The sequence below is a fragment of the Dorea sp. OM07-5 genome (genome assembly GCF_003481355.1).
GTDB lineage: Bacteria > Bacillota > Clostridia > Lachnospirales > Lachnospiraceae > Dorea_D > Dorea_D hominis.
In genome coordinates this window covers 202,192-216,404 of sequence record NZ_QUKZ01000005.1, presented here as the reverse complement: position 1 = coordinate 216,404, position 14,213 = coordinate 202,192, and the positions used below count along the sequence as shown (strand labels likewise).

The 14,213-nt window shown below is 39.1% G+C and carries 17 protein-coding genes and 3 tRNA genes; 16 read left to right on the top strand and 4 right to left on the bottom strand.

Annotation, left to right across the window (positions count from 1 at the left end; translation table 11 throughout):
- Positions 1–138 precede the first annotated feature (138 nt).
- From DXC04_RS06990 to DXC04_RS06940, 12 genes are all read left to right on the top strand, one after another.
- A complete protein-coding gene (locus DXC04_RS06990; protein WP_117537343.1) occupies positions 139–708 on the top strand; it encodes a hypothetical protein in 570 nt (189 codons plus the stop codon).
- Positions 708–1,100 (top strand): (deoxy)nucleoside triphosphate pyrophosphohydrolase, encoded by a 393-nt coding sequence (locus DXC04_RS06985; RefSeq protein ID WP_242992896.1) that lies wholly within the window; start codon positions 708–710, stop codon positions 1,098–1,100. Before DXC04_RS06990 ends, DXC04_RS06985 begins: the two co-directional genes overlap by 1 nt.
- Positions 1,097–1,852 carry a phospholipase D-like domain-containing protein gene (locus DXC04_RS06980; protein WP_118660570.1) on the top strand — a complete coding sequence of 252 codons (756 nt, stop codon included), beginning with the start codon at positions 1,097–1,099 and terminating at the stop codon, positions 1,850–1,852. The genes DXC04_RS06985 and DXC04_RS06980 overlap by 4 nt, the downstream gene beginning before the upstream one ends.
- Before the next feature lie 193 nt (positions 1,853–2,045).
- Positions 2,046–2,597 carry a hypothetical protein gene (locus tag DXC04_RS06975; protein ID WP_158580457.1) on the top strand — a complete coding sequence of 184 codons (552 nt, stop codon included), beginning with the start codon at positions 2,046–2,048 and terminating at the stop codon, positions 2,595–2,597.
- 140 nt (positions 2,598–2,737) lie between these two features.
- Positions 2,738–2,944 carry an ankyrin repeat domain-containing protein gene (locus tag DXC04_RS06970; protein WP_199692532.1) on the top strand — a complete coding sequence of 69 codons (207 nt, stop codon included), beginning with the start codon at positions 2,738–2,740 and terminating at the stop codon, positions 2,942–2,944.
- A 68-nt stretch (positions 2,945–3,012) separates the two neighbouring features.
- Positions 3,013–3,540, top strand: a complete 528-nt coding sequence (locus DXC04_RS06965; protein ID WP_118660562.1) for a hypothetical protein — start codon at positions 3,013–3,015, stop codon at positions 3,538–3,540.
- Positions 3,541–3,674: 134 nt separating this feature from the next.
- A complete protein-coding gene (locus DXC04_RS06960) occupies positions 3,675–3,896 on the top strand; it encodes an ankyrin repeat domain-containing protein (protein ID WP_158580455.1) in 222 nt (73 codons plus the stop codon).
- Positions 3,897–3,964: 68 nt separating this feature from the next.
- Complete coding sequence (locus DXC04_RS06955; protein ID WP_118660562.1) at positions 3,965–4,492, top strand: hypothetical protein; 528 nt, start codon at positions 3,965–3,967, stop codon at positions 4,490–4,492.
- 134 nt (positions 4,493–4,626) lie between these two features.
- The gene (locus DXC04_RS06950; RefSeq protein WP_158580453.1) at positions 4,627–4,878 is read left to right on the top strand and encodes an ankyrin repeat domain-containing protein; all 252 of its coding nucleotides are present in this window, start codon (positions 4,627–4,629) and stop codon (positions 4,876–4,878) included.
- A gap of 33 nt (positions 4,879–4,911) precedes the next feature.
- The gene (locus DXC04_RS06945) at positions 4,912–6,243 is read left to right on the top strand and encodes a hypothetical protein (protein WP_118660558.1); all 1,332 of its coding nucleotides are present in this window, start codon (positions 4,912–4,914) and stop codon (positions 6,241–6,243) included.
- A gap of 24 nt (positions 6,244–6,267) precedes the next feature.
- Positions 6,268–6,402 (top strand): hypothetical protein, encoded by a 135-nt coding sequence (locus DXC04_RS16030; RefSeq protein ID WP_279220496.1) that lies wholly within the window; start codon positions 6,268–6,270, stop codon positions 6,400–6,402.
- 10 nt (positions 6,403–6,412) lie between these two features.
- A complete protein-coding gene (locus DXC04_RS06940) occupies positions 6,413–6,757 on the top strand; it encodes a hypothetical protein (protein ID WP_199692531.1) in 345 nt (114 codons plus the stop codon).
- 324 nt (positions 6,758–7,081) lie between these two features.
- Here the strand turns inward: DXC04_RS06940 and DXC04_RS06935 are convergent.
- The 3 genes from DXC04_RS06935 to DXC04_RS06925 all read right to left on the bottom strand — a co-directional run bounded on the left by DXC04_RS06935 (position 7,082) and on the right by DXC04_RS06925 (position 7,398).
- A tRNA-Met gene (locus DXC04_RS06935) sits at positions 7,082–7,155 on the bottom strand.
- Between the two features lie 73 nt (positions 7,156–7,228).
- A tRNA-Met gene (locus DXC04_RS06930) sits at positions 7,229–7,302 on the bottom strand.
- A gap of 23 nt (positions 7,303–7,325) precedes the next feature.
- Positions 7,326–7,398, bottom strand: a tRNA-Val gene (locus DXC04_RS06925).
- A gap of 206 nt (positions 7,399–7,604) precedes the next feature.
- Here DXC04_RS06925 and DXC04_RS06920 point away from each other — a divergent pair.
- The 3 genes from DXC04_RS06920 (at position 7,605) to DXC04_RS06910 (ending at position 9,666) form a co-directional block, all read left to right on the top strand.
- The gene (locus tag DXC04_RS06920; protein ID WP_118660554.1) at positions 7,605–7,991 is read left to right on the top strand and encodes a hypothetical protein; all 387 of its coding nucleotides are present in this window, start codon (positions 7,605–7,607) and stop codon (positions 7,989–7,991) included.
- 30 nt (positions 7,992–8,021) lie between these two features.
- On the top strand, positions 8,022–8,570 hold the full coding sequence (gene ispF / locus DXC04_RS06915; protein WP_118660552.1) for a 2-C-methyl-D-erythritol 2,4-cyclodiphosphate synthase: 549 nt from the start codon (positions 8,022–8,024) through the stop codon (positions 8,568–8,570).
- Between the two features lie 85 nt (positions 8,571–8,655).
- Positions 8,656–9,666, top strand: a complete 1,011-nt coding sequence (locus DXC04_RS06910) for a GNAT family N-acetyltransferase (RefSeq protein ID WP_118288483.1) — start codon at positions 8,656–8,658, stop codon at positions 9,664–9,666.
- 29 nt (positions 9,667–9,695) lie between these two features.
- Here DXC04_RS06910 and DXC04_RS06905 read toward each other — a convergent pair whose 3' ends face one another.
- Positions 9,696–10,784 (bottom strand): pyridoxal phosphate-dependent aminotransferase, encoded by a 1,089-nt coding sequence (locus DXC04_RS06905; protein WP_118660550.1) that lies wholly within the window; start codon positions 10,782–10,784, stop codon positions 9,696–9,698.
- Between the two features lie 128 nt (positions 10,785–10,912).
- Here DXC04_RS06905 and DXC04_RS06900 point away from each other — a divergent pair, with 128 nt between their 5' ends.
- On the top strand, positions 10,913–14,203 hold the full coding sequence (locus DXC04_RS06900) for a DUF5717 family protein (RefSeq protein ID WP_117537334.1): 3,291 nt from the start codon (positions 10,913–10,915) through the stop codon (positions 14,201–14,203).
- Positions 14,204–14,213: the final 10 nt, after the last annotated feature.

Genomic DNA, 14,213 nt, shown 5'->3' with positions numbered 1-14,213 from the left:
TCTGAATATATGAAACAGAATTTCCCTGCTGTTTCTAAAAACTTTAATATTATATGTCACGAAAGGGAACTATTGTTTGTTACTGCATATGTGGGATTAATTATTCGGACGTGGTTGGATGAGAAATGATACCAGACAATGGGAAGACTGATGAAGAGTGTTGTGACTGACCATAAGAAGAATGAGGAAAAGACCACCACGACTTACAGCTACGATTCCGCAGGAAACCGCACAAAGAAAGTCAAAGGTGAAGAGGAGACAGCGTACACCTACAATGGTCTGAACCAGCTCTTAAGGGTAAAAACAACGAAAGGCGATACCGTAAAGAATGACATTTCTTATGAGTATGACGTCAATGGAAACCAGATCAAAGAGACCGATAAGGAGACGGGAGACAGCGTAGAGAATACTTATGATGTAGAAAACCGCTTAAGTACTGCAACTGTAACGAAGAAGAGCGGTACATCCGGCAACGAGACGGTCAGCCTGACACAGGAAAACCTGTACAATGGAGACGGACAGCGCATCCAGAAGAAAGAAGCCGGAGAAGTGACGAACTACTTCTACGAGGACGGCATGGTATCCTACACAACCGGAGCAGACACCGGAGAGAAGCTGATTCAGAACCTGTCCGGGCTGGAAGACAATGTGATCTATGCAGAACGGAAAGTAACCGGAACAGCATCCGCTTACCAGGACTTAGAGTAGTGGCAGCAGTTATCTGTGATTCCATACAGGAAAAGAGTAAGATATTTGCTACAGCTAGAGGATATGGGGAGTTCAAAGGACAACGGGAATTTCCTGGTGGAAAGATAGAAGAAGGAGAAACGCCAGAGCAGGCGCTCAAACGTGAAATAAGGGAAGAATTAGATACAGATATCGAAGTGTATGATTTGATAGACACCATTGAATACGATTATCCGAACTTCCATCTTTCTATGGATTGTTTTTGGTGTGAGACAATAACCGGAGAGCTGGTACTGAAGGAAGCAGAAGCTGCTAAGTGGTTAAGGAAAGATGAGCTGGATTCAGTTCAATGGTTGCCAGCAGATTTGGCGTTGATTGAAAAAATAGGTATGAGAATGGAGGAAGGTGAATGACAGAAAAACAGTATAAAAAATTACTGATAGATACAATTCAGATAGAGGACAATGAAGATAAAGATAAAATTATCGAGTTGTTAAAAATTTCGACGATTTCTTTTCAGGAAGAATATGAGTTTACATATCATCTTCCGGATCACAGAAAAGAGCACATAATTATTAGTATTATTCCTGAAAAATTGCAAGAAATAAAAAAATATAAGGATTATATTGATAGTAAATGTAGAGAGATTTATCCGCCGAATGACGATTATGAGTATTGGGGCATCTTTTTTCGACCAGGTATTTTGAATACGGAATATGAAGATGTGAGCCAAGAAATTTTGTTTGAAGATATACAAAAAAGAATTGTAGAAGAAATTAGGGATGCAAAATTTTTGATCTGGATAGTGATGGCTTGGTTTACGAATCCGGTAATATACCACGAATTGCTAAAAAAGAAGCAGAAGGGGCTGGATATAAAAATTATTATTGATGATAACGAGGTAAATGATAGTGCTCCATTTAAATTGGAAGATGACTTTGAAACATATCGTGTGGATATAGAATCCGGATATAAAAATATTATGCATAGAAAGTTCTGTGTAATTGATTTGGATGTAGCAATGCATGGAACGTTTAATTTTACAAACGCAGCAAATTATAATAAAGAAAATTGGGACATAGATCATAATAGAGATACCGCAAGAAAATTTGCAGAGGAGTTTGTGAAAATGAGGAAAATAGCAAATTCAAAATTGGATTTTTAAGATAGATACCCCTTTGAAATTGAACTAGGAGTAAAATAATAGTTGAACACTTATGTGCGAAAGTGGTGCTACGCAGCATAAATACTGAATTTTATATTTTACTTTTGCCAAAAAGATAGGGTAATACCCCACAGAATACCAAATGCGGTATAGTTGCGCACATTTAATGCAGAATATAGTGTTTCTGCGGGGGATGAATTATAGTAAGGCAATGTTTACCGCTATATTTATAGTAAGCAGTTTTTGGGAGGAAGATACAGATATGAAAAAAGAATGTATAAATAACGCACGATGGTTTCTGATTTTTGATAAAATATTTGAAATTATTTGTTGCTTTTTTGTTATAGTAACACTTTATGTGTCAATGAATTATATAATCGACATTACACTGGAAGAACAAATCTTCTTGTATGTTTTTATTGCAGCAGTGCTAAGTGTCATAGTGTGTGTTGGACGAATGCATGCGCGTATGATTTATCAAATTAAAATTGAGGATAATGAAATAATATGCTATTGTGGTTGCAAGACAAAAGGAAGAAAATTTGAAAAAGATAATTTAGAGAGTATGGTAGAGACATCGGATAAATACATATTAAAATTTTGCAATGGGAAAAAATTATGGGCAAATAAAAAATATTTCCGACCGGTAATAATAAAAGATAACAAAAGCCATAAAGGTATTTATCCAACAGATTTTGCAGGAGTGAAAGTTGAAAATAAAAAAACAAGGGGAATTATAAAATAAAATTCTTCTATTTCGACCAAAATTAAGAAATTCTTTCGGATTTTTTAAGCTTTTCTGTAACAAAACAAGAGAAACAAACGTTATTATATATATAACATCATTTTATGCAAAGTGGGGAAAGATATGCAAAAGAGAAGAATATGAAAGTGTTGACAGAGATTTCGCCGGATGATGATGCCGAGTCTGCAGGTGATGAGGACGAATCAGCAGTAAAACATACCGTTCTGCATGCGGCGGCAGAGTGCACAAGCGAAGATATTGCAAAGTATCTGGTGAAGCACGGAGCGGATGTGAACAAGAAGGACGGTGATGGGAATACGGCATATGACATTGCGAAGGAAAATTAGTTTTTTTCGGATGTTGATTTTTTGAAGTAGGGTGTTTGGGGTGAACACAAAGGAGGTTGAATGAAGTAATGAAAGTAAAAAAGAAATGGATATGTATAATAGTTGGAATAATATTTATATTCTATTTGATTTTAATTATATTTTTTAATATTTTTCCTATTTATTTAAATTCTGCGGTTATGAAAAATGATTATGCAGAATCAGTGAGTGATGATAAAGCGTGGAAAATATATTTAATTCCAGATTCATTAGGATTTGTGCGAGGCTACATAATTCCAAAAGAAAATCATACGCCAAAAGAGATTACAGTTTTAACAAAAGAATATGGTTCATTTGATAAAGCAACTACAAAAATGTATATAGCTGATGATTTAGAAACGCCAGCAGAAAAAAATATATTAAAAGGGAAAAAAGTATATGATTTTATAGAAGCGGAAAGCGGTGCGGAAGAAAAAACGGAAATACCTATTATCATCAAATGGACCAATAAATCAAATCAGCTAATAGAATCAAAAGCTACTATCAAATATGATAAGTGGAATGCATATGGATGGTTTACAACACTTAAAGTGAAACTGGGCCTGGACGTGTTTTAGTGTATTAGTATAATGCAAATGAGACAGCAGGACTATTTCTGAATACGTGAAACAGAATTTTCCTGCTGTTTCTAAAACTTTGAAATTATATGTCACAAAAGAGAGCTATTGTTTGTTACTGCATATGTGGGATTATGATAAAAATCGGCGTAGATGTGAATCAGGAGATTTCGCTGGATGATGATGCCGAGTCTGCAGGTGATGAGGACGAATCAGCAGTAAAACATACCGTTCTGCATGCGGCGGCAGAGTGCACAAGCGAAGATATTGCAAAGTATCTGGTGAAGCACGGAGCGGATGTGAACAAGAAGGACGGTGATGGGAATACGGCATATGACATTGCGAAGGAAAATTAGTTTTTTTCGGATGTTGATTTTTTGAAGTAGGGTGTTTGGGGTGAACACAAAGGAGGTTGAATGAAGTAATGAAAGTAAAAAAGAAATGGATATGTATAATAGTTGGAATAATATTTATATTCTATTTGATTTTAATTATATTTTTTAATATTTTTCCTATTTATTTAAATTCTGCGGTTATGAAAAATGATTATGCAGAATCAGTGAGTGATGATAAAGCGTGGAAAATATATTTAATTCCAGATTCATTAGGATTTGTGCGAGGCTACATAATTCCAAAAGAAAATCATACGCCAAAAGAGATTACAGTTTTAACAAAAGAATATGGTTCATTTGATAAAGCAACTACAAAAATGTATATAGCTGATGATTTAGAAACGCCAGCAGAAAAAAATATATTAAAAGGGAAAAAAGTATATGATTTTATAGAAGCGGAAAGCGGTGCGGAAGAAAAAACGGAAATACCTATTATCATCAAATGGACCAATAAATCAAATCAGCTAATAGAATCAAAAGCTACTATCAAATATGATAAGTGGAATGCATATGGATGGTTTACAACACTTAAAGTGAAACTGGGCCTGGACGTGTTTTAGTGTATTAGTATAATGCAAATGAGACAGCAGGACTATTTCTGAATACGTGAAACAGAATTTTCCTGCTGTTTCTAAAACTTTGAAATTATATGTCACAAAAGAGAGCTATTGTTTGTTACTGCATATGTGGGATTATGATAAAAATCGGCGTAGATGTGAATCAGGAGATTTCGCTGGATGATGATGCCGAGTCTGCAGGTGATGAGGACGAATCAGCAGTAAAACATACCGTTCTGCATGCGGCGGCAGAGTGCACAAGCGAAGATATTGCAAAGTATCTGGTGAAGCACGGAGCGGATGTGAACAAGAAGGACGGTGATGGCAACACGGCATATGACATTGCGAAGGAAAATCAGTTTTTTTCGGATGTTGATTTTTTGAAGTAGGAGTGTTTTTTGTGAACACAAAGGAGAACGGTTATGAAAAAGAAGAGAAAGAGTTTATGGATCGTGTTGGTCTGTCTGTTGGTGATTATTTATCTGGCTGGTTATTACCTGTTCTGGATGCGGACAAATCCGATCAGTTATTATTTGGAGAAAGCAAAAGGAAATTATAATGTCAGCAGGGTTCTTCATAATGCGAGAACCGGTGATGCGAGAATGTTGGCAATGCTGGGTGATAAGACATATTATTATGATTATTCGGATAAGAAATTAAGAACTGTAGATCCGAAAAGTGGAAAACTTCAGTCGGCGCTGGAAGATGCAGGAACTTATACAAATGGCAAATATATTTATGTGAATTCTTGGGATGCGCTGCGCCAGTATGATGCGGATGGCAAGCTGGTTGCTGAGCGGAAAATGGATGCGGATGGAAGGATTGAAAAGGCATTTCTCGGTAAAAAATATATTTATATTATTTGCAGTACAGGGGAAGATGATTCATATCAGAAGATGTTATATGTAGTGGATGCAGAGAATGTCCGAAAAACGGTGGATTTAGGTGAACTAAAAATACAGACAGGCAAAGGCGCATTTATAGATTGGGATAAGCACTGGATAGAACATACAAAGATTACGACACCGGATATGGAGCTTTATCATGCAGGCAGCTGTAAGCGGGAAAAGACAAAAGACAGAGAAGTAGGTTATCGGTTACTGCTTAAGGATACGTCTGCGGGAGATTTTTTGGCTACGGTTATGGTAAATAAGAAAACAGGAGAACGAGTACATCAACTGGATACGGATTTACAAGATGGAAAATTACTGGCATCCTATAAAGATACCTTGTATGCATGGGATTTTCGTAATGAATCAAAGGATTTCCGTATTTATAAAACAAATGCCGACGGAAAAAATGAAGAGTTGTATCAGTCCGAAAAATACAAACCGGTAGATATGAAAGTATCCGGAAATATGCTTATGCTTCAACTGGAAGATTACCGTTTGGGTGGCATGGAACATTACACAGGAGCAGGTTATGAAGCGGCAAGATACAGTGGTGGTGAACTGATTTACTATGATATGGAGAAGCAGAAGATTACAGCGAAGTATGAGCTTGAAAAAGAGCAGGCTGTTTTCATGTCAGCAGATGCTTATGCAACATTCAAGGATGGAAAGGTGAGCTATTACAAAACCGGTCAGGATACGCCGCTCTGGACGAAGAAGATAAAGGGTTACAAGACCGGTAAAGGTGACGAGATTATCCGTTATGATTTCCAGACATATGGAGACAAGCTGTATGTTGTGTACGTGGATGATGAAAGCGGGGAGAATATGCGGATAATGGATATTATGGAACTGGAGAAATAAATTTACAAGGGGAGTGGATGATATGTGCAGAAGAAAAGTCTGGAGCGTTGTGGCAATCCTGCTGGTGTTTGGGAGTATGATTTTCTTCGCGGGAGCACCGGATTAGATGAACTGTCAGGTGACGATACGTGTAAACGGAAAAAAGATTTCATCGTATGATAATTTAAAAGTGAAAGTGTATAAAGAAGGAAAGCAGCAGAAAGTAACGGTGGTTTCAGATAAAAACCAAGTCAGGATAAAATGGGAACCGGATATTGATAAATATTTTTTGAAGTTGCAGATGTCGTTAAAAGATGAAGTGGGCAATGTTCCGGATATGAATGCAGTAATGGAATATTATCATTTTCCGGATGGAACATCTACAGTTGCGAAGTGGGATATTAATTATGTGCAGGAACACGGGAAATGGATTGTACAACACACCTGTAAGATGAAAATGGGAGATAAGAAAGAGATGACTGACAAGTATAAGTTCAAACCGGATGAAAAACAATTTTTATATTATGGTGTGTAAAAACGAGCTGTAAAGAAGGCAGTGAAGAGCTGTGAAAAAATGAGCTGAAAAGAAAGTTACAAAAAGCTGTAAAGAAAGGATTACTATACAGTCAAAAATGCCCGTGTTCGGGCGAGAAATTCATTTTTTGAGAAGAAGAGACAATTGAATACAGAAGTTCGGGGGCAGGGTAGAACTTAGAAGTTTGTTTTGCGTAGATATTTTGATATGTGTAGGTAATTTTGAAATATTTTAGTAAAATAAACTAGAATAAAAACACAAATAAATGGAATATATTCCGGATATGAATTGAAAAAAGACTTGCAATTGCAAGTCTTTTTAAAGTAGCGGGAACTGGATTTGAACCAGCGACACCACGGGTATGAACCGTGTGCTCTAGCCAACTGAGCTATCCCGCCATGAAAATATTGCCCGTAAGTACTGTTAATATTACGGATGTAAAAAGACTTGCAAGAACAAGTCTTTTTAAAGTAGCGGGAACTGGATTTGAACCAGCGACACCACGGGTATGAACCGTGTGCTCTAGCCAACTGAGCTATCCCGCCATAAAGAAATATTTTTATAAGTATGGGACCAATAGGGCTCGAACCTATGACCCTCTGCTTGTAAGGCAGATGCTCTCCCAGCTGAGCTATGATCCCATATTTACCCGGCTCTCTCAAACCGACTTCGTTATTATACAATCAAAAGTGAGGAAATGTCAACACTTTTTTTGCAAAAAATTGTAAGTATGTGATATAATATGCTCAGATGTGCGAAAAACAGCCGATTTGTGCGAATTATAAGAAGTTTTATAGAAGTTATAAAATCGGCAGACATTAATAAAACACAGGCAGGAGGACATGAAATGACAAAAGGTCGCGTATTTTTTCGAATTATTGTAGGGGGATATCTTGGATATCTGGGAATTGATCTGATAAAGAAGACGATGACAAACAGGCCGGAGAATGCAACGCTTTATCTGGTGCTGGGTGTGGCATTTGCTGTACTTGGAATCGTATGGTGTGCGAAGGCAGTCGTGATGGCAGTGAAGCATGAGTATGTGGAAAATGACGGAGAAGAGCTGGACTGCGAGGAATTATTAGAGAGCGATGTGGATGAAGACGGTAAACTGAACCGGGACAAGCTGTTAGGCAATACAGATACACAGAAGAGTGATGAACCGGTGGGAGCAGATCACAGTGAAGCCAAAAGGCAGGAAGAGAATACAGATCACAATAATGTTACAGAATAAGAAATATATTCTGGGAAAGGAAATAACAGTATGAGAGTTGGAATGGGATATGATGTTCATAAACTGACAGAGAACCGCAAACTGATTCTTGGAGGAGTAGAGATCCCTTATGAGAAGGGGCTTCTGGGACATTCGGATGCGGATGTGCTGCTGCATGCGATTATGGATGCACTTCTGGGAGCGGCAGCTCTTGGTGATATCGGAAAACATTTCCCGGATACAGATCCGGCATATAAAGGAGCGTCCAGTATTGAACTTCTGAAGCATGTTGGAAAGCTGATCGACGAGAAATTATATGTCATCGGTAACATTGATGCAACCATTATTGCGCAGAGACCGAAGATGGCACCGCATATTGAGCAGATGCGTAAAAATGTGGCAGAAGCACTTCACATTGATGTAGATCAGGTAAATATTAAAGCAACTACAGAAGAAGGACTTGGATTTACCGGAACAGGTGAAGGAATCTCCTCACAGGCTATCGCATCACTGGATACGATTGCTAATTACAGTTACCAGGTCGGTCCGCAGAACGGCGGCTGCGCAGGATGTGGTGGCTGCCCGAATGTGGGAAAGTAAAGTCGGGCAGGACAAGATGCAAGTATTATAGTTGAGTTGGGAAATTACTATATCATTATATGAAATATAAAGGACTGGAAGAAGAATGGAGATTCGTAAGTTAAGTCAGGAAGAGCATAACAAAGTGCGTCCATTGTATGAGGAAGTATTTACGGAGGACAGCAAAGGATTTGTGGATTATTATTTTTCAGAAAAAACGAGAGATAATGATATATATGTAGTGGAAGAAGATGGTGAGATCTGCGCAATGCTGCACCTGAATCCATATACATTAATGGTAAATGGTGTGGAAAAACAGGCGCATTACATCGTTGCAGTAGCGACAAGAAAGGAGTATCGCGGACGTGGGTTTATGGCGGCGCTGTTAAGGCGGGCACTTCAGGATATGTATGCATCAGGAGAGAATTTTACATTTCTGATGCCGGCAGCAGAAGCAATCTATACACCACATGATTTCCGGACGGTTTATGAACAGAAACGCAGAGTATATAATTTAGCAGATGTGGCGATGAAAGAAGCGGCAGGCATTTGTATTCGCCCGCTTACGGAAGAAGATTGCGATACACTTGCTGAGTGGGCAAATGAAAAGCTTGCGGCAGATAAAGATGTATATGTGAAACGTGACGGCGCATACTACCTAAGGTTAATGCGGGAATGTGACAGTGACGGTGGAAAACTGATGCTGTTTCAGAATGAAACGGGGATTGAGGATTGCAGGATCTGGTTCCCGGATGAGGATGAAGATGAGACCCCGAAGATTATGACAAGGATTGTTGATGTACGCCGGATGTTGATGTCGCTCAGATTGCAGGAATTGTTATGCGTATGTTTTACAGTAACCGATTCTGCCATTGAAGAGAATAACCGCACACTGGTGCTCACCGGAACAGAGATTTCCGGGGCAATGCTGATGGATGGCAAACCGGAAAATTCCGAAGGGGAGATCCCGATTGCGGCACTTACAAGCTTTGTATTTGGTGCAAAGACAGTGGAAGAACTTTGTGAGGAAGATGGCGTCCATATGACCGAAAGAATGAAAGAGGAAATGAAAAAAATCATCCCTCTTTCCCAAATATACTTAAATGAAGTTGTATAATGCTTAACCGGAAAATAAAAGAAAAGTACTTAAATCTGGTTTAATACATCAAGAAGACGTCGGTTATCGGCAGGATTCATGATACAGAAACGGAAAAATTCACCGGCTAATGATTCAAAAGAGGAGCAATCCCGGATCATGAGCCGGTTTTTGATTGCTTTTTCAAATACATCAAAGGAAGTAACGCCCTCTTTCAAAATCTCAACAAGAATAAAGTTCGCATAGGCTTTGTATGGTTTGAAGTTCGGATTTTTCTTGAGTTCATCAAACATGTATGTGCGTTCGGAACAGATCAGTTCGCGGGTTTTCTTATAATAATCAGTATCGGAAAACATGCGTTCACCGGCATATGCGGCAATGCTGTTCAGACTCCATGGATTCTGGTAGAGAAGCAGATCTTTTAAGAAAGCCTCATTGCTTGTCATACCATATCCGAAACGAAGCCCCGGGGCGGCATAGAATTTGGAGACACCGCGGATGATCATGAAATTATCGTATTTTGGAATAAGACTGACTGCGCTGACTGCTTCAATATCCGGTGCAAATTCTACATAAGTTTCATCGATCATAACAAAGATTCCGTATTCCCGGCAAGCTACGAGGATACGTTCCATCTCACTTGTTGTGAGCGCAGAAGAAGTCGGGTTATTCGGATTGCAGATGATCGCAAGCTGATAGTCTGTTTTTAACGTCGTTATAAAGTCATCGATATCTAATTGGAAATCCTGTTCCTTTTTTAGATTATAAAAATCCATGGAACCACCATTTAAAGATAATTCTCTGGCATATTCAGAATAAGTAGGTCCAAGTACCAGTGCCCTTTTCGGGGTGCGTGTGGAAATGAGAAGCGAGATCAGCTCTGTCGATCCGTTTCCTATAACAATATGATCGGCAGATACACCGGTGTATTTGCTGATTGCTTTTTTCAGAGATCTATAATCACGGTCCGGGTAACGTGTGATCACATCCAGATGCGAAGCCAGATCTTTCTTTAACTGCTCGGACAATCCAAGCGGGTTTACATTTGCACCGAAAGAGACGATTTCTTCTTTCGGAATATGATAATAGGCTTCAATCTGCTCCAGATCGCTTCCGTGAAATTCAGGTTTTTTATCCATATCTATGTTCCTTTCCGGGGTTATCCTTAGATTTTATTCTAACAGCATTGCAATTACCAAACAAACAATGCTATAATTCATTATAGTATGTTTTTTACAAAAAGCAACGAAAGATGCAGGTGTAAGTCTTGAAAAATAAGATACAAAGATTTTCTAAAGGAGACTTCAGCGTAGAACAGCCGGAAGTTGTGTTCGAAGAGACGAATCTGGTCATGATTATCGGCGAGGGAGAAGTATATAGAGGAAGTTTCTTAATAAAAAGCAATAATGACAGAAAGATACGGGGAATATTATACCCGTCTTCTTTTCGTATCCATTTTAAAGATCAGGGATTTGACGGAGTCACATCCAGGATTGAATTTACTTATGATGGGAAGGGATTAAAACCGGGACATGTAGAACGCGGTAAGATCACGGTCGTATGTTCCGGAGGTGAATATGAGCTTGCTTTTACAGCGATCATCGAAAAGCCATATGTTATGACAACTTATGGTAAAGTACAGAGTACAGATGATTTCAGGAAGCTTGCGATCAAGGATTTCTCAGAAGCAGGAAGACTGTTCCGCTCCAGAGAATTTTACGAGATTGTCAAATATGAGAATGAGCGGACGTTTTATCTCTATGATAATATGCGAAAATGGTCGCTTGGCGAACAGGCAATGGAAGAGTTCCTTGTCGGTATTAAGCAGAAGGAATGTATTTTCCTGACGCTACAGGGAGAAGGAATGCTCTTTGAAGATATCAAAGAACCGAATAAAGGAACGATTACGATCGTAAAGAACACATGGGGCTTCATGCCGATCCATATTGAGACAGAAGGAGCGTTTTTACGTGTTACCAAGCCGGATCTGACAACAGAAGATTTTGTCGGAAACAGTTATGAGATGGAATATCTGGTACGTCCGGAATATTTGCATGGCGGAAGAAACTATGGAACAATCCGGTTCATTACTCCGTATGAGGCATTGTCCTACGAGATTGAAGTATTACAGAATCAGGAATATGATGAGGAACATTATGTACCGGAACTGTTATATGCGCAGTCTTTAAAAGAATATATCGGCTATATGGCAGGACGTATCGAGCTGGATACATGGGTGGAGAATGCGATTGAAAATGTTGCCGCTATCCGCAGAATTAAGCCGATGAGCGAGATTTACCAACTTCTGCAGGCACATGTTTATATTATTGGTAAGAAGTTTGAAGAAGCAAAATGGATTTTGGAGAATTATAACTATAACCGTTTCGCAATCGGAAAGGATCCGATCACAAACTGTTATTACCTGTTCCTGACGGCGCTGATCCGTGAGAATGACAGCCATATGGAGCGTGTACTGGATGAGATTGGCAAGACCTATATGCGCCATCAGGATTCCTGGCTGCTTCTCTATATGATTTTACAGATAGACGGAAGATACAAGAATCCATACAAGAGACTGGAAGTGCTGGAACAGCAGTTTGAGTTTGAAACACATGGTGTTATGTTCTATCTGGAAGCTTATTTGTGCTATCAGGCGAAGCCGACACTTCTGAAAAAGCTTGGCAAATTTGAATTACAGGTGTTGAATTTTGCAACCAAATATCGGCTGATGACGAAGGAACTGGCATTATATGTGGCGAATTTTGCAAGTCAGCATAAGTCCTACAGTGATTTGTTATTCCGCATTTTAGAGCGGATTTATAAGGTTTATAAAGATCCGATGATACTCAATACGATCTGTATTCTTCTGATCAAGGGAAATAAGAATCAGAAAAAATATTTTCACTGGTATCAGGAAGCAGTAGATTCCGAGCTTAAGATTGCCCAGTTATATGAGTATTATATGAATACTTTGGATCCATCCAGTGTAAACGGACCGCTTCCGAAGTCTGTTTTCCTGTATTTTATGCATGGAAATACACTCGGATACGAGAAGGCTGCATTTCTTTACGCTAATCTTCTGACTTATGAAGCAGACAGTGAAGAACTGTATGAAGGATACAAAGAGCAGATGAAGACATTTGCGATGGATCAGCTCAGAAAGCGACATATCACAGAATATCTTCGTATTTTATATAAGCATTTCTGTACTGAAGATATGGATTCCGAGCATATGGAAGCAATGCGCGATGTCTGCTACGCATATTCGATTTCAACGAAAGTGCCACATATGAACTGTGTGCTTGTCATTGAGAAGAATGGAGAAATCAGACAGCGTGTCCCATATACCGAAGATGAGCCGGTGATTGTCTATCTGTATGACAAAGAAGCAAGGATCATCTGGGAGTCGATAGAGGGACGTTATTATACGGATTCTATTCCATATGAGACAAAGCGTCTGTTCTATGAACCGAGATTTCTGGAAATCTGCAAGAAATATGGTGCATCTGTCGGCAAATGGAAAGACAGCGAGGAGAAAGAGACTCCGACTTTTGAAAATATTTATGTTAAAGGCTTAAGCTATTTCGAAGATAAAGATGTGTTCTGCATTTGCAGCAGAAGAATCCGGGAAGAGAATTACGAAGAAGATGATTTCCTGACGTATCTGTGTTTTGAGATGTTCCGCAGACATCAGTATGACAAAGCAACGCTGACTTATCTGGCAAATTATTACTGTGGTGCAACTGCAGATATGAAGCGGCTCTGGAAAGTGCTGCGGGAATATCAGGTTGCATCCGGCAAGATCAGTGAACGGATCATTACGCAGATGTTATTTTCAGAAGATATGTTTGATGAGGAAGCTATTTTTGAAGATTATTATCTGTCTGATAATGTATATTTTCGACTGAAACAGGCATACCTGACGTATGCGTCAAGAGAGTATGTAATAAATGGCAGAGATACGAAATCCAGTGTTTTTGAGATCATTGCTAACGAGTGTGAGAAGAAGGAAACGCTGCCGGATATCTGCAAGATTGCGCTACTTAAGTACTATGCCGGCAGAAAATATCCGGATGAACTGGAAGAAGTTCTGCACAGAGAACTTCGGAGACTGACGGAAAAGCAGCTGATCTTTCCGTTCTATATGAAGTACCGGGCGCAGTGGCTGACAGAGCTTCAGCTGTATGATCGTACTATGCTGGCATACCGTGCGGAGCCGGGACATAAGGTGAAGCTGTTTTACAAGATCCGCAAAGGTGGGAAAGAGACACTTGGATATAAGACAGAGAATCTGCTCCCGGCATATGAGAATATTTATGTAAAACAGTTCGTGTTGTATGAAGATGAAGAACTGCATTATTATTTCCAGGATACGATTGGAAATGAAATCACAACAACGGAGAAGAAAGTGCTGACGAATGCGCATACAGTGAAGACCGGCAAATACGGAAAACTGAATGCAATGCTTTCTATGTCCCCTGCGAACCAGAGAAAAGCGATCATGGATTTTGAAGAGGAAGAGAAGATGGCAGACAGTCTTTTTAGGATGTATGAATAACAGAGAGGAA

What these genes read in the sequence shown, in the direction of transcription:
- DXC04_RS06990 (WP_117537343.1), top strand. Translation starts at nt 139, where the DNA reads ATGGGAAGACTGATGAAGAGTGTTGTGACTGACCATAAGAAGAATGAG.
- DXC04_RS06980 (WP_118660570.1), top strand. Translation starts at nt 1,097, where the DNA reads ATGACAGAAAAACAGTATAAAAAATTACTGATAGATACAATTCAGATA.
- DXC04_RS06975 (WP_158580457.1), top strand. Translation starts at nt 2,046, where the DNA reads ATGAATTATAGTAAGGCAATGTTTACCGCTATATTTATAGTAAGCAGT.
- DXC04_RS06970 (WP_199692532.1), top strand. Translation starts at nt 2,738, where the DNA reads ATGAAAGTGTTGACAGAGATTTCGCCGGATGATGATGCCGAGTCTGCA.
- DXC04_RS06965 (WP_118660562.1), top strand. Translation starts at nt 3,013, where the DNA reads ATGAAAGTAAAAAAGAAATGGATATGTATAATAGTTGGAATAATATTT.
- DXC04_RS06960 (WP_158580455.1), top strand. Translation starts at nt 3,675, where the DNA reads ATGATAAAAATCGGCGTAGATGTGAATCAGGAGATTTCGCTGGATGAT.
- DXC04_RS06955 (WP_118660562.1), top strand. Translation starts at nt 3,965, where the DNA reads ATGAAAGTAAAAAAGAAATGGATATGTATAATAGTTGGAATAATATTT.
- DXC04_RS06950 (WP_158580453.1), top strand. Translation starts at nt 4,627, where the DNA reads ATGATAAAAATCGGCGTAGATGTGAATCAGGAGATTTCGCTGGATGAT.
- DXC04_RS06945 (WP_118660558.1), top strand. Translation starts at nt 4,912, where the DNA reads ATGAAAAAGAAGAGAAAGAGTTTATGGATCGTGTTGGTCTGTCTGTTG.
- DXC04_RS06920 (WP_118660554.1), top strand. Translation starts at nt 7,605, where the DNA reads ATGACAAAAGGTCGCGTATTTTTTCGAATTATTGTAGGGGGATATCTT.
- ispF (WP_118660552.1), top strand. Translation starts at nt 8,022, where the DNA reads ATGAGAGTTGGAATGGGATATGATGTTCATAAACTGACAGAGAACCGC.
- DXC04_RS06910 (WP_118288483.1), top strand. Translation starts at nt 8,656, where the DNA reads ATGGAGATTCGTAAGTTAAGTCAGGAAGAGCATAACAAAGTGCGTCCA.
- DXC04_RS06905 (WP_118660550.1), bottom strand. Translation starts at nt 10,784, where the DNA reads ATGGATAAAAAACCTGAATTTCACGGAAGCGATCTGGAGCAGATTGAA.